This is a genomic window from Halomonas sp. (assembly GCF_029263665.1).
GTDB lineage: Bacteria > Pseudomonadota > Gammaproteobacteria > Pseudomonadales > Halomonadaceae > Halomonas.
On sequence record NZ_JAJUFQ010000004.1, the window covers coordinates 265859 to 285128 of the forward strand.

Genomic DNA, 19270 nt, shown 5'->3' on the forward strand with positions numbered 1-19270 from the left:
GCACATCTCGGGGCACCCTTCCCGGGATGAGAAAAGGGATCACGTTTCCACTTGATCCCTTTTCTCCGTTACCTTCCTGCCACCAATGCTGACCAGGGCCTATCTGGCGATAGCCACCGCATCCTGGTCCAGCGTGACCTTCAGCTCATAGTTGTTCGGGCCGCTATGCGAAGAACCGAACTTCTGTCCGGATGCGTTGATCGTGTACCGCCCCTGAGGCAGCTGGGTATGGATATTCACGTTTCCATTGCCCGCCTTGCCTGCACCATTGGCAACGACACGTCCGGACTCATCGACGACGTCCAATGTCAGGCGGTAAGTATCTTCATCTCCGCCCGGATAGGTAGAAGTGGTGATCACCACCTGGCTCTGCTCTGCCACTTCGAAGGTCAAGACTTCACCGCGAGCGCGAATCTTCACATCAGTGGCAATGCTCTGAACCTGCTGTAGCTCCTTGCTATCCGCTGAAGAGGCATCAGTGGCACTGCCTTCATCCGCTGCTGTAACAGCACCTGCAGCAGAGGTTGACGCTGCGGAACCCGCTCCCAGCGTTGCCACCGCGCCGCCTCGCACAAAAGCGTTGGCATTACCTTCACGATCGCGACCTACGAACTGCAGGCCTTCGCCATCACTGACAGCGCCATCCACTTCATTGCCCTGAGCATCCAGGCCGGCCACCGACACGGAGTAGCCATCACCCGGTTTGCCTCGGGTACCAAAACGATTGGCCTGAACCTGTAGAACATAATCCCCGGGCTCCAGGCGCTGCTCAAGTTTCAGACCACCCGTATTGCCATTGCCTTCTCCTCTGGCGATGACCTGGCCCCGGGCATCCATCAGCATGGCTTCGATTCGGTAGCTATCCGCAAAGCCCGGAGCGGCTTCGCTCTCGAAACGATAGGTCCCTGCATCCTTGACGGAGAAGTCATGAGCGTGGGCGGATCCGAAGGTAAAGCTGCGACTCTGAGCATCGTTCTTGCCCTGCAGGTATCCCGACAGATCGAGTGCCTGACCTTGATCGCGAAATCTCTGTTGCGCAGCACTATCAGCCATGGCCGCCGTGTTGAAACACGTGGCAAGCGCCAGCAGTGCGACAGGAAGAATGACCTTGTTCATGAAGCCTCGTCATATTGGGGTGAAGTAAACACACCATGCATCAGGCATGTTGTGAAGAGTCCATCGTTACCAAGGATATAGAGACCAAGGACATAGAGACCAAGGACATAGAGACCAAGGGTCATGGTTGCCAAGGATCATAGGAACCAAAGTTCCACAGGTGCCCTTCCGGGTCCCGGCACGAGTATAGCCGCCCTCCATATCCCTGGTCTTCCGGTTCCATCATGACCTCTGCGCCCGCATCAACGGCTCTACGATAGTGTGCATCGACATCATCAACAACAATATAGGGACTTTGAGTCCCCACACCACCAACGGCACCGGGAGTCTTCTGCAGCTCATCAAACGGGCCGTCACGAACGGGGCCAAGCATGATCATGTCGCCGTTCAGCGTTAGCTGTGCATGCTCCACCTGCCCATCGTCATCGGTGACCACCAGATGCCGTTCAAAACCGAATGCCTTGCACAACCATTCGGTTGCCGAGGCAGCATCCTGATACCTCAGGGTTGGAATGATCCTGGATGACATGTCGTCCACCTCCTCTGATCAAGCAAGGCATCATGTTGCGGTTCGTCGCGATGCCCCCTTTGTCGCGCGAGCAGGCATGGCCTTTCATCTATATCTCTATCATGAATAGTGTATGCCTATGCCGCAGGAGTATCTTCACTCGCACAATCGCGTATATGGCAAGGTGGCTCCATGATGCCGGGATAAGGGCAAATCTCAGTGCTGCGACCCAGGCGACCCATACAGGTCGCAAGCCTGGAAGGTTCCTGCTGGTTTGGCAAGGCACTTTATTGTAGAGCATATATAATGCCTTTTATCTTCCGTGGCTTTTTATCTTCTGTAGCCCCTTCCTTTCATCTATCTATTTTTCATGAATAGTGTATAAAAATACTGTAATAAAACAGTATAAAAATTAATAAAAAAGTAATTCAAATGCACAAACAAGACATAAAAAAACATTAACAACACATTGTTTTTATTGATTTTATTATGCGAAAAACACAAATAATTTATTTCTATTTAAGTCATAGAGCAAATGTATCAATAAATCATTATCGAAGCCGATATAGTAGAAATCCCAATTAAATTAATTAGGATTTCTCAGGAGCAAGATCATGCAAGGGAAGACAACATCTCTGGTGATGGCCATTGCGCTGGCATCCAGCGCGGCTGCAACTGCGACACCCATCGGCCAATCAGGCCATGGTCATTCCAGACCTTCTGACGCCCCCATGTCCAGCCCTTACTGGTGGCCAGAGACACTGGACCTGCGTCCACTGCGCCAGCACGCTGCAGAAAATAACCCGATGGACCCAGGCTTCAACTATGCCAAAGCCTTTCAATCACTCGACCTGGAAGCCGTAAAGGCTGACCTGCGCGAGCTGATGCATGACTCTCAGGACTGGTGGCCAGCAGATTATGATCACTATGGCCCCTTGTTCATCCGCATGGCCTGGCACGCCGCCGGAACTTACCGCATCTTTGACGGCCGTGGTGGTGCGCGTGGAGGCCAGCAACGCTTCGATCCGCTCAACAGCTGGCCGGACAACGCCAGCCTCGACAAGGCTCGCCGCTTGCTGTGGCCGATCAAGCAGAAATACGGCAATAACATTTCCTGGGCCGATCTCATGGTGCTGGCCGGAACCACAGCCTTGGAAGACATGGGCTTCAAGACCTTCGGCTTTGCCGGTGGCCGTGTAGATGATTGGGAAAGCGACATCACCTACTGGGGCAGCGAAAGTAAATGGCTTACCGATGATGACCGCTTCAGCAAGGATGGAGAAGTCAAGCCACCGCTTGCTGCCGCTGAAATGGGCTTGATCTATGTGAACCCGGAAGGTCCTCACGGCAATCCAGACCCGCAACTGGCCGCCGACCACATTCGTGCCAGTTTCGGCCAGATGGCCATGAATGACGAAGAAGTGGTTGCCCTGATTGCCGGCGGCCACACCTTTGGCAAGGCCCATGGCGCGCACAAGACCTCCGAGTGCGTAGGTGCGGAACCCGCCGCAGCCCCAATCGAACAGCAAGGCCTGGGCTGGAAGAACACTTGTGGCAAGGGCCATTCCGAAGACACCATCACCAGTGGTCTGGAAGGCGCCTGGTCAGTGAATCCGACAGCCTGGACCCAACAATTCCTCGACAACCTGTTCGGCTATGAATGGGAACAGACTCGCAGTCCCAATGGCGCGGTCCAGTGGAAGCCAGTCGGCGACAAGGCTGACAACCTGGTACCCGACGCGCATGACCCGAGCAAGCGCCATGCGCCGATGATGTTCACGACCGACCTGGCACTGAAGGTGGATCCGAAATACCGCAAGATTGCCGAGCGCTTCCACAAGAATCCGGAAGAGTTTGCCGATGCCTTCGCTCGCGCCTGGTTCAAGCTGACCCACCGCGACATGGGCCCGGTCAGCCGCTACCTGGGTCCAGATGTACCGGACGAAGACCTGATCTGGCAGGACCCGATTCCGAAAGTGGATTACGAACTGGCTTCCGAGAGTGATATCGACGGCTTGAAGGAAGACATTCTCGACTCCGAGCTTAGCGTTCCAGAACTGGTACGCACTGCCTGGGCATCCGCTTCCACCTTCCGCGGCTCTGACCTGCGTGGCGGTGCCAATGGCGCCCGCATTGCACTGGCACCGCAGAAAGACTGGCCGGTGAACAACCCGGAAGAGCTGACCAAGGTGCTGGATGAGCTGGAAGAGATCCGTGATGACTTCAATGAAAACGACAGCAAGCAGATCTCCCTGGCTGATATGATCGTACTTGGCGGTGCCACTGCCATCGAGAAAGCGGCTGCCGATGCCGGTTACGATATCGAAGTGCCCTTCACGCCAGGCCGAGGCGACACGACTCAGGAACTGACCGATGTCGATTCCTTCGCGGTACTGGAACCCAAGGCGGATGGTTTCCGTAACTACTTCACCGAAGAAAGTTTCTGGAACCCCACAGATGCACTTGTCGACAAGGCGGATCTGCTGACCCTTACCGTGCCGGAAATGACCGTGCTGGTCGGTGGCATGCGTGTCCTCGACGCCAATGCCGATGGCAGCGAAGCCGGGGTCTTCACTGACCAGCCGGGCACACTCAGCAACGACTTCTTCATCAACCTGCTGGACATGTCTACCCAATGGCAGCCTGCCGAAGAAGAAGGCCTGTACCAAGGGCTCGACCGCAAGAGCGGTGAGGTCAAGTGGACCGCAACACCGGTAGACCTGATCTTTGGTTCCAACGCCGAACTGCGCGCCGTCTCCGAGTTCTATGCTTCCGACGGCAATGAAGAGAAATTCGTCAACGACTTTGTCGCCGCCTGGACCAAGGTCATGAACCTCGACCGCCCATAACACGGCTACCCTCACTGAAAAAGGCGGCGTCCGGTGACGCCGCCTTCTTGATGCCTGCCATCTCCCCTCTGCCGCCTTGCCCCACAAATCCTGCCACTCTAGCCCCTGACGCTTAGACACAGAGGATTGGCGACCTGACTTTTCTGTTTTCGACCACTTCTCCCCAATATCCAACCTCTCAGCAGTCCCCCTTCATGGCAATGGGCATCACAAATCAGCCAGTTCCATGACAATATTCCACTCTTCATCGGTGACGGGCTGCACGGAAAGACGCGCATTGTTGACCAGCGCCATTGAGGAAAGACGTGGATCCAACTTCACCTGAGCCAGCGAAACGGCACGCGGCAAGGGCTTTACTGCCTTGATATCGACGCATTCCCAGCGAGTATCATCGGTAGTGCTGTCGGGGTGTGCCTCAGCGACAACCTCAACAATACCGACAGCTTCTTTTCCATGATTGGAATGATAAAGCAGGCCAAGATCGCCCTTTTTCATCAAGCGCATATTGTTGCGTGCCTGGTAATTACGTACACCGTCCCATTCTTCGCCTCGCTCGCCCTTGGCAACCAGATCATCCCAGCCAAATACATCAGGTTCGGATTTGAACAACCAATACGCCATCAGCTCACCCTCTTTTTCATTCGTTTATGCTTTCTCTCACCCAAGGCCGGGTCTGCCACACAACATGCATTTATCTCATCCATACCGGCTCGCAATTGATACGGGGTACGGTCCCAAGCATGAGCCATGGGTGCAGGCTGCACCAGTATGCTGTATTGGTCCAGCTGCGGTGGGGACCGATGGCCGGCGAGCTGGTCACTACGGGTGATGCGGTCACGGAAGTTGTCCACCACCCAGAATTCCTTCAGCGCAACCCAAACGCAAAAATGAGATCAAGCTTTCACTTGATCCCGTTTTTTCAATTCTGTGGCGGAGAAAACCCCATCGAATAAGAAACAAAATCAGCTACTTAAATGCAATAACTCATTTTTCCAACAATAACCCCAATCTCTAATTTGCTATTCCTTAATACTGGGTGATAGCCCTCGACCCAGTAGCTCAAGCAGCCTTCTCCCACATCAGGAAGCATGATGAGTCAGGTCGTGAAACTGAATACCGGTCGCCCTGATGACGGCAGTCATTGTCCGTAGCGTGGGATTCCCCTTGGGGGACAATGCCCGATACAAACTTTCACGTGAGACCTTGGCACGTTCGGCCACCACGGCCATACCTCCCTGAGCCTCCACCACGTGGCGCAATGCAATCAAAAAGGCTGACTCCCCTCCTTCCTCGTCCAACTCATCAAAAGCTGTACGCAAGTAATCAAGCGCCATGGCGGGATCATCAGCCGCTGGCCCCCCTTGGTGTAATAGACCCTATAGCCGGGGCCATAATCTATACGTAGCTCCAGCGCACCATTTCCCACAGCTTTTTCCGAGTCCCCCCATCTTTTATGGCAATTCCGTCGTTCCCTCCTCTTTTCCTAGGACTGCCACAGAACGTGATGAGTGAACTCAGTCTATCTGCCACTCCGGTGATGGGTGGATGAAAACCCAGAACCATGAGTAGTGGTGATAAACAGATAGTTAGTGGAGATATCCAGCATGTCCATAAGTCGCCATATCCCATCCAGGAAGACGTATCGATGAGCACTACACACTGTAGTGCGATCAAGGGGCTATGCTCATGCATGCGATCCGTAGCTAGGCTTGTGAACCTTCAAGCGTTCAAGCTGGGCATAACTAAACTATGGCCGTCACGGCTCAAGAAATGGAGTGCATATGATGATGGTTCTTGGGTTCATCGTTGGTCTGGCACTGCTGATTATTGGCGCCGAGGTTCTGGTGAGAGGCGCATCACGATTGGCGGTACGGGTTGGTATCTCGCCATTGATCATTGGCCTTACGGTAGTGGCCTTTGGCACCAGTTCCCCGGAGCTAGCAGTGAGCTTGAAGGCGGCCTTCGATGATCAGGCTGGCATCGCCATAGGAAACGTGGTGGGCAGTAACATCTTCAACGTGTTATTCATCCTCGGAATTGCAGCGTTGATTGCGCCACTGACGGTGGCCCCACAACTGATTCGCCTGGATATTCCATTAATGATAGCTCTTTCGGCATTGCTCCTGGTGCTGTCGCTCGATGGTCTGCTAGGGCGTCTAGACAGTCTACTGCTAGTGACTAGTTTGGCGGCATACCTGGTGTTTCTGTTCTTGCATAGTCGCCGTGAAGCAGCGCCATCCCCTGAGGTAGAGGCACCGCCCTTGCCACGCAATCTGGTCATGGTGTTCGGTGGTTTGGTGTTACTGGTGCTGGGCTCACGCTGGTTCGTTGGTGCAGCGGTTGAACTGGCAGGTGCGCTGGGGGTCAGCGAACAAGTGGTGGGGTTAACGATCGTTGCTGCGGGGACTTCGTTACCCGAGGTGGTAACTTCGATCATTGCCGCACTACGCGGTGAGCGCGATATCGCAGTGGGCAATGTGGTGGGCAGTAACGTCTTCAACATTCTGGGAGTACTTGGATTATCCGGAGTACTAGCACCTTCTGGGATTGCCGTCTCCACGGCCATGCTGAGTTTTGATATACCGGTGATGATAACAGTGGCGCTGGCTTGCCTGCCGATCTGCCTGACTGGAGGGACAATCAGTCGTTGGGAAGGCGGAGTGCTGCTTGGCTATTACTTTGCTTATACCATCTACCTGGTGCTACAGGTGACGCACCATGATGCTTTGCATGGGTTCAGCACAGTAATGATCTATTTCGTACTTCCTCTCACTGCCCTGACGCTCACGGTGCTGGTATTGCAGGAAAAACGACGGACGTAGCTTGTCTACCTGGAGCTTTCTCTGGTCAGAAGAATCAGGTAGATAGAAATGCCCTATTTTGCATGAAAACCTTCCCTCCTGATTACCCTCGTCAGCCCAGTCTTGACCGGGCTTCACCCACTATGTAGGGCGCATAAAAACTGACAGCTTTCGCTCGCAGGCGGGGTGTCGACGGCACGCCAGGGGCACTGCCTACTGGAATGGTCTCATCTAGTCTGGGATCTGGCGAAGGTGATAAGGTCGCTCTGGATCACATCAGGAGAGAGTAATGAAGCAACGCATCGAGCTGACGCTGGAGCGCATCGATGCTGTCGCAAGAGAGATGGCCGAGCAGGATGAAATAGATAGAGCCCACTCCTTCGCCACGGTCAAAGTACTACTCGACTGGCTGAGAGAAGTGAACCGAGAATACAACCACGACAACGACAACAGCTACGCAAGTGAGAAGCTGTTAATGATCGAATGGAGCACGGCGTCTATTGCGGGGCTGGACCACGGCAATGGGCACGAGGATAGCTTGCACTTGAGCTGGCTCGATGGCGAAGCCAGTAGTGCCGGATCTGAAAACGCAAAAATGGGATCAAGCTTTCGCTTGATCCCATTTTCTCAATTCTGTGGCGGAGGGGGAGGGATTCGAAACCACCTCTAGAGCCTCTACACAACCAAAATACGACATATCCTATTGATTTTTAATGAAACAATCACCAATTCCCTTCGTTTTCTATTCCCAGGGTGTTCCCGTGGTCAACAGAAGATCTGCTTGTTACGCGTGCAGGCGCATGCCATACGCGAGGAAATCCTAGAATCCGTGGGGGGCTCGGAAAAAGGTAACAAAGGTAACGTCTTTCCAAAAACAAACTTAACCAATTGATTTATATAAATTTAAAACGACTGTTCAAAAGGTAACAAAAAGGTGATGGAAAGGTAACGCGTTACCTTTTTAGAAGGTGACATTCCTATTTTCTTCAATCCATATAAATCAGTCACTTAGCGATGCGTTACCTTTTGCGTTACCTTTTGCGACCTTTTAAAGGTAACGAAATAACCATTACAAAACAGTGAGTTAAGAAAGAAAATCCGCCCTGTCACCTTTGTTACCTTTTTCCGAGTACCCCCACCCTTTCTGAACCATGTAAAGAGTGCTGAGCTAAGATATGGCTGTGTTTCTCTTCAACGGTCGAGCAACGTCAGGGAGCAGAGATGTCCACAGGAATTTTGATTGAAGAGTGTTATAACCCAGTGATAGTAGGCAACAAGTTCTCAGGATTTGATACAGGTGTTGAGATTCGCAGGTCTCGAAACGCAACCGTATCTAGAAATAAGTTTCTTGACACAGAAACTGGGGTAAAGGTTCGACACACATCAGGGCTCGTTGCTGAAGACAACGTTGAAGGCCAGACCTTCTTATTAAACCCTATTACAGCAGCTGTGCGCATGGCGTTGATGAATAGAGGAGATTCTTAAAATGCCAATGTTCGATATCAAGGATTCAGAAGACATTGAATTAACTAGAAATAAGTCAAAAAAGGGGCAAATGGCAAAGGTTGAAAGAGTTAAAGGTTTCAAAGCCAAAGACAATGAGGCTTATTCGAACGATAACCATGATGAGATCATTGAGCTGAAACCTAATTTTTTTGGAATCGGCATAAACCTCAGAGCACTGACAAGAAAACTCAAGAAGATTTTCCATCTCTAGTCATAACGAAGAAAACTGCATGATTTCGCATGATTTTAGATATCCCCGCTGCCTTAGACAGGGCCAGTCATTGCGGAATATCAACCTATATGCATGAGTGCAGGAAAAGCGACAGGTTTAGCGCGCAGGCGGGGCGGGGTGTCGACGGCGCGCCGCGGGGTACGGCTGGAGCCAGCTCAGGAAGACCAGCCAACGCAGGACACTTCTGAAAGTGCACTCCATCCTATTGCCACTGCCGGTTGGTTGTTATACAGCTTGAACATGCGATGATGTGTGATAGCAACCTTCATGGAGGAGGGCCTAGCGTGACGTTCACCATTGACCCAGCAGCGATAGCCGCTGCAGTGGAAGCCAACTCTACGGTTGGCACTAATGATGGGGACTGCCCCTTTTGTAGCCGTGTAGGGCTCCCCATTCTCCCCGTGCGCTATGCCGTCGTTGATCGCAATAAAAGTGCATGGAATGAAGACCTTCCCTGGCAAATGGCCAGCCGAGTCACTGATCACTGCTCAGTAGATCCCGGCCCAGCACGTTATGTGCTGCGCTTGATGCGCGAAGGCTTTCTCTATCTGTACGATGAAGCCCGCCAGCGTTGGCAAGCTTGGATGATCACCACTGATTCACGTCTGTGTGAGTTTCCTCCAAAAGGTGAACCTCCAACAGCCAATGAGAATGAGCATGTCGAAGCTCCCTGCAACATCGCCACGAACAACATCTCCGCTTTGCTGATCAGCATTCCCGACGCACAGCAGGCAGGTATCGTTCACGTCGCATATTCGGATCACCAATGGACGAACGCCATGCTGGATACCATGGCCGCCAATGAAGACGGAATCCGTGATCGTGTGATGCAGCCGTTCGACGTTGCCAGCTGGATCGCTGATCAATCAGCAGACTCTGCTATGCCACCGCAAGATGTTTCCCGCTTCGTTCCCGAATACAGCGGTCGCCCTCAAGAAGACCTTCTGGAGGGCGACTGTTTTCCGTACCCGGGCTTCCGTGCTCAAACTTTTCTAGATCCCGAGCAACTGCTTGAGCGCATGAACTGGATTGTGCGCGATGCACCGGAGCTGAAGGACAAAGGTGTAGTGCTAGCGATCGATGACCCGATTGGTATCACCGCGTCACTGAACCAGTTCCGCAACAATGCCCAACGTCGGCTCAACGACTATGTCTACGATACAGACAACGTCGAGAAAAAGATGACATCGGATATTATCCTGGGTTTTCGTGAAGCCATTCAAAACCGGAGAGCCGAACAGGTAGATACATATCTGGAAAACGGACCGGAAATGCCATTATTCGGCCACCAGAGACTCGCAGATGACTTCGACGCTCTGCCGGAAGAACAGCAACAGGAGCTATGGGCCAGGTTCAGCAACCTGGAACGTGAGCGAATCATTCGAGGACGTGAGGAACTGGCAGAAGATCGAGCGATAGATCATCGAGCACATGCCATTGAACAGAGCTGGGCCAAGTACCTAGAGCGTTATGACGAAACGGCACGTGACACCTTTGCTACCGAGTACAAAACCGATATAGACAATAAAAAGGCTACTATCGACGAGTTAGCAAAAGTGCACAGTCAATGGTTGCTATCCACTGCTGTAATGGATGCCATGTACAGCTACGACCTTCAAAGCCTGGAGGATGGCGTGGCCTATGAAACAGCAGTGGCTGCCATGATTACAGGTAGCAGCAACACGAAAGATGGTGATGAGACTATCGAGGCGTTGCTAGACCGCCCCATCAGTGATCCAGACTCTTTGATATGGCGCGCGTTCTACCTCAATCATGAGCCCGCCATCGAAATCGCTACCGAATATACTGCGGGGGATGCAGTCACCTGGGGCCGACGAGTTATTGGACCTCTCAAGACCTTGCTGGGTATCGACAGTGAAAAACGCACACCTCTGGAAAACCTGATTGCTGACACTACGGGTGTCCTGGCCAAAAAACTGGGGGTCGTCCATGCCACTGAGATTACCAACAACGGGATAGCGCGACTCCTGCATGGCATCAGTTGGGGACGTTACGGCAGTGATTTGCAGATACTACATTTCAACGCCAACCTCGGCCAATTGTCGAATCTCTATGACAGCATACTATGGAGTAATGAAGTCGCCGTGCACGCTATGAGGGGCAACCACACGCATGCCTTCCCCTTCATGAACTTACCAGGCACTCAAGGAAGCCAGCCTCTATGGGCATTCTCGACAACCGAGCTTGGGGCCGATGCGATGGCAGCTGTCCAGCATAATGCAGACCTCGCCTTGGAAGAACGCCGCCAGTCCATCAAAAACGCCATGACTCCTGGCACCTGGTTCGGGGTATTCGCCTCATCACTGGAAGTCTTTAATGTCGCCATGGCATGGAATCAACTGGGAAGTAATACCAGTTACACCAGCCAAGCGGAAAGAGTCAGTAACTTTGCCGCATCCACCGCTTTTCTAGTGAGCTCACTGGCCACCACTACCTCTGCGATCATCTATGGTGCAGGAGAGCCTAAGAGTCCTATTTATCGAGCTGTAACATGGGGATCAGCCGCGCTGGTTGCAGTAGGCTATTGGACGTTTTCTGTGTGGTTCTTTATCAAGGGCGTCGATGCTCGTCACAATGATGATTGGGCGATGTCAGTAATCTACTTCAGCTCTGGTGGAATATTCGCTGCTGCAGGGGCAACATCGCTGGCTGCTGCTGCACAGCGTGTCGGGGTGATAACTGGGGCAGAAGCTATGATAGGTAAGTTTGTCATCAGCCGTGCAGGCTGGGCAATGGTGGCCTCCAGGTTAGGTTGGATCGGCCTCGCGTTAGCTATATTGACCGTAATGATTCAAAAGGATGCCCTAGAGGAATGGCTGGAGCGCTGTGTATTTGGCACAGGGGCTGAGAAATTTGAGAGTCTTCAGGCCGCACTCGATAAATTCTATGAGATCAGCAATCAATAGGGATTGTTTTATGCTGCATGAATATGCACTGAAGATTATGTACAAGGACCGTGATCGTGATTGGTTCTCGGACTCCATAAAAATGGATCAGAATATCAGCGATGCACTTTCCCATGACCAACCTGCAGCTGAAAAAATTTATACACCTGGTGCTATTTATAGAAAAAACAATGTTTACCTAGAAACCACTCATGTCGATGAGAGGAGCCAACGTGGTCTATTTACTGCCATGATGGGGCTACCTTGTTTTGCAGTTATTGCATGGTCTTTGATCTTCTTTTTTCAAGTTATTGGGGATTTTTCAGATGGCGTTGATTTTTGGTACTTCTTACTTTTGGCCATTATAGTCGTAACAATAGTTGCATTTATATTTCTTCTATTGAATCTCAATGTTAGCAAAGACTGGTTCACCTATCGTCATGGCGCGATTCGTTTTAACCGAAAGACTCGTCAGGTGCACGTATTCTATTCTCCTGATCTTGGAGGCCCCAGAAGCTATAACTGGGATGACATGCTAGCTTTCGTTAAAAACACCAAAGGTGACCGCTATGCAGTGGCGATGATTGCCGCCGATCCGGAGCGCCAACGCTATTACGATAGCTTTGCGGTAGGAGATGAAGTCCATGGTCGCGAGGACTGCCTAGCCTGGTGGGAGTATATTCGCCGTTTCATGGAAGATGGGCCTGACAGCGTCCCAGAGCCTGACTGGTACCTTACCGACAACCTTTCACTCAAGGAATCTTTCCAACGCTGGTTCCTGACACGTGAACTGAAACAAGACAGAGCTCGCGGGATGAATACTGGTCCAGCAGTGTCTCGGATGATCCTGCTATCCCCGTTCCTGACGCTATTTTCGTTTGGGCACTTTATTTCGATGCTCACCAGCAAACGGGTGACTTGGCCCGAGGATATTCGCAAAGCCTGTGAAGAGAAGTAAGTCCAGCGCCCGAGGTCGATGACATCGGGCGCTTTTTTCAGGATGCAGCTATTCCCCTTCCCTCACTGCTGTCCAGCGAATACGGCTGGAAGCGCACCACTTCCTCCCCCACGTGATCGTTGATTTCGCTGAGCGTGGCCTGCAGCGGTTCAAGCTCGTTGGTGACGAAGACCCTGGCCGCCTTCTCTACATCACCAAAGCCGCCGGTGTTGTTGGGAATAATGCCCATCAGCTGCGGTGGGATCCGGTGACCGGCGAGCTGGTCATCGCGAGTGATATTTTTGATCGAGGTAAACTCGTCCTTCGCAGCGACTTCCGAGATGGGAATGATCTGGATGCCATCCTTCTTACCGTGGGGGCTATAGAGGAATAAGTTGCGGAAGTTGCCCACTCCGCGGGACTCCTTCAGGGCGGCACGCATGGCATCAATGTCCTCCTGATTCTGGGCCGCGTCCGAAACATACATGATGAAGCCAGCATGACTGCCATTGAGGTAGTACTTACGGCGGAACAGCGTGGCGTTCTCATTAAGGTAGATCGACTGCAGTGCACCCAGGTAGTCGGGAACACCATAGACCTCCTGGTTGATATCTGGCTCCAGGAGATGAATCACACTCCCCTTTGCGAACTCACTACGGTCGGACCAGTTCGGCACCCAGAAGTAACGCTCGAGATCGGCCCCACGGCGTACATACTTAGCCCGGGCAGGTCGCAGCTGCAGTAGTTTGCCGAGACGCCCGCGAACCTGCTCGAGGTAGCAGTTCCCGAACACCAAGTAATCGGTCACCAGTGCACTGAAAGCCTGACGGCTGAGCAGAGGATGCGGTACGAACGACCGCACCAGGATGTTGCGCTTCACCTGGATGGCCGAGCCATGATGAGCCGTGGCGCGATAGGTCTGGGCCAGTGCCGGTAAGTCGACCGGCGGCTCATACCACTCGGAGCCCAACATCCAGCAGCCGGTATAGAAGAAGTCATAGCCGTCAGTGACCGGTACCGGATCCCCAAAACTGAAGGCCTCGGCCTTCGCCGGTACCGAGACCTGATCGGCATCAGCGTCGACACGATAGGCCGGCACGCGCACGCGGGGCTTTTCTGCAAGCGGCTCACTCATCCAAACATCTCCATCAATGATCGTCCGGTGCCATGATCCACAGGCCCGTCGAGGGGTTCGTTGTGCAGGGCATGCATGGTCGCCCAGGCCAGGTCAGCATGACCGGTCAGGTTGTTGCGCCCTGCGGTGTAGGTGATCTGGCGACCCGACGCGGTAAGTTCACGGCGGATGGCCATGAACGACTGAGCGAGATCCGCCCAGCCAGCGTCGAACTCGAGTCGCCCCTTGTTGATGATCTGCTGTGCCTGCATGACCAGGCGGGCCTTGATCTCAGGGGTGTAGCGGTAGCGGGTAACGGTGGGAAAGAACTTGGCGACCAGCTGCGCGACGGCTTCACCGAGGCCCGAGGTATCAATACCGATGAAAGTCACGTTGTAGCGACGCGTCACGCCACGGATGAATTCCGCCTGAGCCTCATAGTCGCGCCCCTTGAGTCGGTGCTTCTCCAGGATCCGGTGCTTGCCGTGCATGGAACGCGGTGGAGCCACCACTACCAGCCCGGCCCCATCACCCTCCTCCCCATCACCGGCAGGGTCGTAACCAATCCATACCGGATGCTCGCCATAGGGACGTGGTGCAAACGGCTTGATGTCCCGCCACACATCCCAGCTGTCGACCATGCACTTCTGCATCATGGCCAACGGGAAGGCACTCTGTGTATCGTCAACGAACTCGCACATCAGCAGATTCGCGAATTCATCATCGCTGTACTCGAGACGCAGCTGGTCGATGTCGAATAGGTCACAACCACCGGCAATAGCATCTTCGATGGTCACGATCTGGCGCCACTGGCCGTCCGGTCCCCGCGCCCCGCCTTTGAGCGCGGCATGGGTCACATCGATCGTCACCCGGTCCGCCTTCTTGCGACGCTTGTTGAAGCGCTCCCCCGTCCAAAAGGGATAGGCTTCATGAGCTACGCTGGAAGGCGTGCTGAAGTAGGTCTGACGCCACTTCTTGTGCATCGCCATCCCGCTGGTCACCTTGCGGAACTGCTCGAAGCCGTGGATCCAGAAATACTCGTCCAGGTACGTGTCGCCGTGGTAGCCCTGTGCCGTTTTGGCATTCGTCCCCAGGAAGTGGAGCTCCGCGCCATTGGCCAGAATGATCGGATCCCCCTTGAGCTCGACACCGGTGACCTCCTTCACGAACTGCACGATGTAATGCCGGAAGATGTGCGCCTGGGCCTTACTCGCTGACATGAAGATCTTGTTCTTGCCAGTCTCCAGGGCATCGGCGATCGCCTCACGGGCGAAGTACCAGGTCGCACCGATCTGGCGTGACTTCAGCAGGTTGCGGATCCGTTCATGTTGCCCAGCGCGGTACCAGATACGCTGGTAGTCGAATAGCGAGACCTCGAAGGCCTCGACGATCTGAATCACACCTTCGTCGCCGACATCATTGCGCGCAGGCTTGCGTTTCGGCCCGGCATTGCGTCGCTCAATGTTGGGATTGAGGTCACTCTCCTTTCCGCTGTCCTGGTATTTGTGTACACGGGCCAGCCGCTCGATCTGGCGGCCCAGCAGGTCCAGCTCCTTGAAGTCCTTACCTTCCTTCTGCTCCTTACATATCAGTTGCACCATGCGGGCTTCGAGGGCGCCTTCGACGCGCTGAGTGGGCGTGGCATCGTCCCAGGCATCACGTTTTTTCCAGCTATCGATAGTGGCCCGCGGAAGCTCGAGGAACTCGGCAATACGCGCGATTCGCCACCCCATCCAATAGAGGTGTCTTGCGGACAGGCGGCCGCCGTCGTCATTGGTATCAGTCATAGGAGTCATGCCGCCCAGCGTACCCGCGCGCACGGTCGCGCCCTCGCGTGGCTCGGTGTAAGTGGGCTCCACCACACCCGCAACGCATTGAGCCTCAACGCCTGTACGCGGAACCTGACGGCAACGACCTCCCCCTATCCCAGCCGAGGACTCCACATGCCCTGGCATTGCATTGCGAAAGAAGGCGCCACAACGGACGGACGCATCATCAGCGCCGAATGGCTCAGCCAAATGGCCAAGAATTTCGACCCAGCCAAATATGGCTGCCGCGTCAATATGGAGCACATCAAGGGCCTGCTGCCCGATGGCCCTTTCAAGGCCTATGGTGACGTCACGGCGCTGAAATCCGAGAAAGACAACGAAGGAAAGATGGCGCTGTATGCCGAGATCGACCCAACCGATGAGCTCAAAGCCATGGTCGAGAAGCGCCAGAAGGTCTACACGTCGATGGAAGTCGACCTCGACTTCGCGGGTTCCGGAGAAGCCTATCTGGTAGGGCTTGCCGTCACTGATTCCCCCGCCTCATTGGGCACGTCCATGCTCATGTTCAGCGCCGAGCAAGGTGCCAACTCTCCGCTCGCCAGCCGCAAGCAGCGGCCAGAGAACCTGTTCTCGGCGGCGGTCGAGACCGAACTCGACTTCTCCACTCCAGCACCGGAGCCCGAAAAGGGACCGAGCCTGACCGAGCGCATTACGGCCCTGTTCAAGAAACACGATGCCAAGTCTGCCAAAGGGCACGAGTCCTTTCGTGCCGAGCTAGAGCAGACCCTTGAGCTATTCGTCGAGAAGTACCAGGCACTCGCCGATGATCTTGCGAACCGTCCGACCACTGAAGCCTTCAACGAACTGAAAGGGGCTCACGACGAGTTGATGCGCCGCTTCGACGAACTCTACACCCAGCTCGACAACGAGCCGGCACCTCACTATCACCGCTCCCGCGCCACCGGCAACGACGGCGGCATCGTCACCGACTGCTAAGGAACCGACTCGCTCATGCGCAACGATACCCGTACACTCTTCAATCAGTTCTCCGCCCAGGTGGCAAAGCTCAGCGGCGTGCCTGACGTTACCCAGAAATTTGCCGTCGACCCCAGCATCCAGCAACGCCTGGAGAAGCGCATCCAGGAGTCGAGTGAATTCCTGTCCCGCATCAACATGATTGGTGTCGATGAGCTGAAAGGTGAGAAGCTCGCTCTGGGCATCTCCGGACCGATTGCTGCTCGCACCAATGTCAACCAGAAGGATCGCGAGACCCGCGACCTCTCGACGCTGGACGCCAGTGGCTACGAATGTCACCTCACCGAGTTCGACACTCACCTCGGCTACGGCAAGCTCGATGCCTGGGCCAAGTTCCCCAACTTCCAGGCGATTGTGCGAGACACCATCGTCCGTCAGCAGGCCCTGGACCGGATCATGATCGGCTTCAACGGCACATCTGCTGCCGCTCAGACTAACTCGGCTACCAACCCGATGCTGCAGGACGTCAATATCGGCTGGCTACAACACTACCGAAATCAGGCTCCTGCTCGAGTGCTCAAGGAAGGCGCCACCACAGGCACCCTTCAGGTCGGCAAGGGCGGCGACTACGAGAACCTCGACGCCGTGGTCTATGACGCGGTCAACGAGCTGATCGAGCCATGGTTCCGTAACGCTACTGATCTGGTCGCCATCGTTGGTCGCAAGCTGATGGCCGACAAGTATTTCCCTCTGATCAACCAGAACCAGCCACCCACCGAGCAACAGGCCATGGATATGGTCATCAGCCAAAAACGTATCGGTGGCCAGCAAGGTCTCCAGGTGCCGTTCTTCCCCGACAACGCCATTCTGGTCACCACGCTGGATAACCTCTCGATCTACTGGCAGAACGGCGCCCGCCGCCGCTACGTCACCGAAAACCCGAAGCGCAATCGCATCGAGAACTACGAGAGTTCGAACGATGCCTACGTGGTGGAGGATTTTGGGGCCGGCTGCCTGATCGAGAACATCGAGCTGGGCGACTTCAGCGGCAGCGCTTGATAAGGAGCCATCATGACCAGTCCCGCTCGTCGTCACTTTCAACGCGTCTCCGCCGTACGAGCGGCGGATGATGCCGGTGAAGCGCCCATGCAGGGTGATGCTTATGAGCTGATGCTAGCAGCTCTCTTCGAGGACTATCGCCGCCTCAAGTCGACCCAGTCCATGGAGCGCAAGGCCGAGATTAAGCGAGAGATCCTGCCCAAGTATGCCGACTACGTCGATGGCGTACTCGAAGCCGGTCAGGGAGCTCAAGACGACGTACTGATGCGCGTCATGCTGTGGCGTATCGATGCCGGAGATATTGCCGGCGCCTTAGTCATCGCACGCTATGCCCTTGCCCATGATCTCAACCCGCCCGATCAATTCGAGCGCTCTACTGCCGCCATCATCGCCGAGGAAGTCGCCGACCAGAGCCTGAAACTACTTGACGAGGAAAGTGCCGATGCCCTGCCCTTGCTCAAACACCTGATCGACGTCGAGATCATGACTCGCCAGGCCGACATGCACGACCAGGTACGCGCCAAGCTCTTCAAGGCACTGGGCTACGCCCAGCGCACGGCGGGTCAGTTGCACGAAGCACAATCCAGCCTGGAGCGCGCGCTGGCACTCAACAGTCGTGTCGGGGTGAAGAAGGATCTCGAGCGCCTGGAGCGCGATATCAAGAACGCCAGCGACAGTGACACTGCCAGCTGATACCGAGTCGCACGCCGACGTCAGGGGGCGCCGGATGAGAACAGGCCGAATACAGACCTGCTCGACCTCCGGCCCACCCCCTACTATCAGGAGCTTCAATGAACAGTTTCGTCTCGACCGGCACCACCAGTTCCCCCTCCGTGGAGCCAGTAAAGAATAATGGCTTCTGGCCCGACATCGACCCCAGCGATTTCCGTGAGCGCCACCGCCTCGACGGCACCATCACCTCAGCCAGGGTGGAAGGCGCCCTGCTCGCAGCCATCGCCACCGTCAACCGCGTATTGCGGGAATGGCAAGCTCGGCAAGTCGAATCCGGCCATGTCCATATCGATGACGTCCCCCTGCCAATCTGGCAAGCACCAGGTGTCTATCAGGGACTCTACCAACGGGCCATCTATTCGACAGCTCACGCCAGCTTGATCGAACGTTACCCCGACTACGACACCACCAACAGCGGTCACGACCGTGCCGACAGCCTGGCTGAGTCAGCGGACAGCTACCGCCGTGATGCCGTCTGGGCAATTGCGGAGATCGAAGGCCGGCCACACTGCACCATCGAGCTGATCTGATGCCTCGCACGGTACATGCCCAGCAATACGACACCCTCGATGCCATCTGCTACCGCGTATTTGGTCGGACGGCTGGCATTACCGAGCAGGTGCTCGAACTCAATCCAGGGATTGCTGATATCGGACCGGTCTTGCCCCAGGGCACACCAGTGACATTGCCGGATAGCCCACCACTACCGCAGCGCACGGGAATCGTGCAGCTGTGGGACTGACACCGCCCCCGTCATGGGAGCGAA

18 protein-coding genes are annotated in these 19270 nt (G+C 54.7%); 12 read left to right on the plus strand and 6 right to left on the minus strand.

Translation table 11 applies throughout. The features are described 5' to 3' along the window. Nucleotides 1-99 precede the first annotated feature (99 nt). A complete protein-coding gene (locus Q1K07_RS06020; RefSeq protein WP_300309200.1) occupies nt 100-1116 on the minus strand; it encodes a hypothetical protein in 1017 nt (338 codons plus the stop codon). A 121-nt stretch (nt 1117-1237) separates the two neighbouring features. Further along, entirely contained in the window at nt 1238-1645 is a 408-nt protein-coding gene (locus Q1K07_RS06025; RefSeq protein WP_300309201.1) for a VOC family protein, read from the minus strand. Between the two features lie 710 nt (nt 1646-2355). On the opposite strand from Q1K07_RS06025, the gene katG reads away from it, so the two are divergent. Further along, nucleotides 2356-4473 carry a catalase/peroxidase HPI gene (katG, locus tag Q1K07_RS06030; RefSeq protein ID WP_300309267.1) on the plus strand — a complete coding sequence of 706 codons (2118 nt, stop codon included), beginning with the start codon at nt 2356-2358 and terminating at the stop codon, nt 4471-4473. Between the two features lie 207 nt (nt 4474-4680). On the opposite strand, the gene Q1K07_RS06035 is transcribed toward katG, so the two are convergent. Together Q1K07_RS06035 and Q1K07_RS06040 are read right to left on the minus strand one after the other, a co-directional pair. Further along, entirely contained in the window at nt 4681-5094 is a 414-nt protein-coding gene (locus Q1K07_RS06035; protein WP_300309202.1) for an EVE domain-containing protein, read from the minus strand. Between the two features lie 458 nt (nt 5095-5552). Further along, nucleotides 5553-5807 carry a DNA-binding protein gene (locus Q1K07_RS06040; protein ID WP_300309203.1) on the minus strand — a complete coding sequence of 85 codons (255 nt, stop codon included), beginning with the start codon at nt 5805-5807 and terminating at the stop codon, nt 5553-5555. Between the two features lie 447 nt (nt 5808-6254). Here Q1K07_RS06040 and Q1K07_RS06045 point away from each other — a divergent pair, with 447 nt between their 5' ends. The 6 genes from Q1K07_RS06045 (at nt 6255) to Q1K07_RS06070 (ending at nt 12876) form a co-directional block, all read left to right on the plus strand. Then, a complete protein-coding gene (locus Q1K07_RS06045; protein WP_300309204.1) occupies nt 6255-7295 on the plus strand; it encodes a calcium/sodium antiporter in 1041 nt (346 codons plus the stop codon). Between the two features lie 268 nt (nt 7296-7563). Then, nucleotides 7564-7944, plus strand: coding sequence for a hypothetical protein (locus Q1K07_RS06050; protein WP_300309205.1), 381 nt, complete (start codon nt 7564-7566; stop codon nt 7942-7944). Nucleotides 7945-8453: 509 nt separating this feature from the next. Then, nucleotides 8454-8759: a right-handed parallel beta-helix repeat-containing protein gene (locus tag Q1K07_RS06055; RefSeq protein ID WP_300309268.1), complete on the plus strand. Its 306-nt coding sequence runs from the start codon at nt 8454-8456 to the stop codon at nt 8757-8759. Between the two features lies 1 nt (nt 8760). Beyond that, complete coding sequence (locus Q1K07_RS06060; protein ID WP_300309206.1) at nt 8761-8991, plus strand: hypothetical protein; 231 nt, start codon at nt 8761-8763, stop codon at nt 8989-8991. A 305-nt stretch (nt 8992-9296) separates the two neighbouring features. Next, nucleotides 9297-11939, plus strand: a complete 2643-nt coding sequence (locus Q1K07_RS06065; protein ID WP_300309207.1) for a T6SS effector BTH_I2691 family protein — start codon at nt 9297-9299, stop codon at nt 11937-11939. Between the two features lie 10 nt (nt 11940-11949). Beyond that, a complete protein-coding gene (locus Q1K07_RS06070) occupies nt 11950-12876 on the plus strand; it encodes a DUF6708 domain-containing protein (protein ID WP_300309208.1) in 927 nt (308 codons plus the stop codon). Nucleotides 12877-12913: 37 nt separating this feature from the next. On the opposite strand, the gene Q1K07_RS06075 is transcribed toward Q1K07_RS06070, so the two are convergent. Continuing rightward, nucleotides 12914-13990, minus strand: a complete 1077-nt coding sequence (locus Q1K07_RS06075; RefSeq protein WP_300309209.1) for a phage portal protein — start codon at nt 13988-13990, stop codon at nt 12914-12916. Then, on the minus strand, nt 13987-15756 hold the full coding sequence (locus Q1K07_RS06080; protein ID WP_300309210.1) for a terminase family protein: 1770 nt from the start codon (nt 15754-15756) through the stop codon (nt 13987-13989). Before Q1K07_RS06080 ends, Q1K07_RS06075 begins: the two co-directional genes overlap by 4 nt. Before the next feature lie 156 nt (nt 15757-15912). Between Q1K07_RS06080 and Q1K07_RS06085 the strand changes: the two genes are divergently transcribed. From Q1K07_RS06085 to Q1K07_RS06105, 5 genes are all read left to right on the plus strand, one after another. Further along, entirely contained in the window at nt 15913-16734 is an 822-nt protein-coding gene (locus Q1K07_RS06085) for a GPO family capsid scaffolding protein (protein ID WP_300309211.1), read from the plus strand. 15 nt (nt 16735-16749) lie between these two features. Next, on the plus strand, nt 16750-17772 hold the full coding sequence (locus Q1K07_RS06090; protein ID WP_300309212.1) for a phage major capsid protein, P2 family: 1023 nt from the start codon (nt 16750-16752) through the stop codon (nt 17770-17772). A 12-nt stretch (nt 17773-17784) separates the two neighbouring features. Continuing rightward, nucleotides 17785-18465 (plus strand): phage terminase small subunit, encoded by a 681-nt coding sequence (gpM, locus tag Q1K07_RS06095; protein WP_300309213.1) that lies wholly within the window; start codon nt 17785-17787, stop codon nt 18463-18465. Nucleotides 18466-18563: 98 nt separating this feature from the next. Next, nucleotides 18564-19034 (plus strand): head completion/stabilization protein, encoded by a 471-nt coding sequence (locus Q1K07_RS06100; protein ID WP_300309214.1) that lies wholly within the window; start codon nt 18564-18566, stop codon nt 19032-19034. Then, complete coding sequence (locus Q1K07_RS06105; protein WP_300309215.1) at nt 19034-19246, plus strand: tail protein X; 213 nt, start codon at nt 19034-19036, stop codon at nt 19244-19246. The genes Q1K07_RS06100 and Q1K07_RS06105 overlap by 1 nt, the downstream gene beginning before the upstream one ends. The last annotated feature ends 24 nt before the right edge of the window (nt 19247-19270 follow it).

Bases quoted from the DNA above. Each gene is read 5' to 3' on its own strand.
- Q1K07_RS06020 (WP_300309200.1), bottom strand. From the start codon at position 1,116: ATGAACAAGGTCATTCTTCCTGTCGCACTGCTGGCGCTTGCCACGTGT.
- Q1K07_RS06025 (WP_300309201.1), bottom strand. From the start codon at position 1,645: ATGTCATCCAGGATCATTCCAACCCTGAGGTATCAGGATGCTGCCTCG.
- katG (WP_300309267.1), top strand. From the start codon at position 2,356: ATGTCCAGCCCTTACTGGTGGCCAGAGACACTGGACCTGCGTCCACTG.
- Q1K07_RS06035 (WP_300309202.1), bottom strand. From the start codon at position 5,094: ATGGCGTATTGGTTGTTCAAATCCGAACCTGATGTATTTGGCTGGGAT.
- Q1K07_RS06040 (WP_300309203.1), bottom strand. From the start codon at position 5,807: ATGGCGCTTGATTACTTGCGTACAGCTTTTGATGAGTTGGACGAGGAA.
- Q1K07_RS06045 (WP_300309204.1), top strand. From the start codon at position 6,255: ATGATGATGGTTCTTGGGTTCATCGTTGGTCTGGCACTGCTGATTATT.
- Q1K07_RS06050 (WP_300309205.1), top strand. From the start codon at position 7,564: ATGAAGCAACGCATCGAGCTGACGCTGGAGCGCATCGATGCTGTCGCA.
- Q1K07_RS06060 (WP_300309206.1), top strand. From the start codon at position 8,761: ATGCCAATGTTCGATATCAAGGATTCAGAAGACATTGAATTAACTAGA.
- Q1K07_RS06070 (WP_300309208.1), top strand. From the start codon at position 11,950: ATGCTGCATGAATATGCACTGAAGATTATGTACAAGGACCGTGATCGT.
- Q1K07_RS06075 (WP_300309209.1), bottom strand. From the start codon at position 13,990: ATGAGTGAGCCGCTTGCAGAAAAGCCCCGCGTGCGCGTGCCGGCCTAT.
- Q1K07_RS06080 (WP_300309210.1), bottom strand. From the start codon at position 15,756: ATGACTGATACCAATGACGACGGCGGCCGCCTGTCCGCAAGACACCTC.
- Q1K07_RS06085 (WP_300309211.1), top strand. From the start codon at position 15,913: ATGCCCTGGCATTGCATTGCGAAAGAAGGCGCCACAACGGACGGACGC.
- Q1K07_RS06090 (WP_300309212.1), top strand. From the start codon at position 16,750: ATGCGCAACGATACCCGTACACTCTTCAATCAGTTCTCCGCCCAGGTG.
- gpM (WP_300309213.1), top strand. From the start codon at position 17,785: ATGACCAGTCCCGCTCGTCGTCACTTTCAACGCGTCTCCGCCGTACGA.
- Q1K07_RS06100 (WP_300309214.1), top strand. From the start codon at position 18,564: ATGAACAGTTTCGTCTCGACCGGCACCACCAGTTCCCCCTCCGTGGAG.
- Q1K07_RS06105 (WP_300309215.1), top strand. From the start codon at position 19,034: ATGCCTCGCACGGTACATGCCCAGCAATACGACACCCTCGATGCCATC.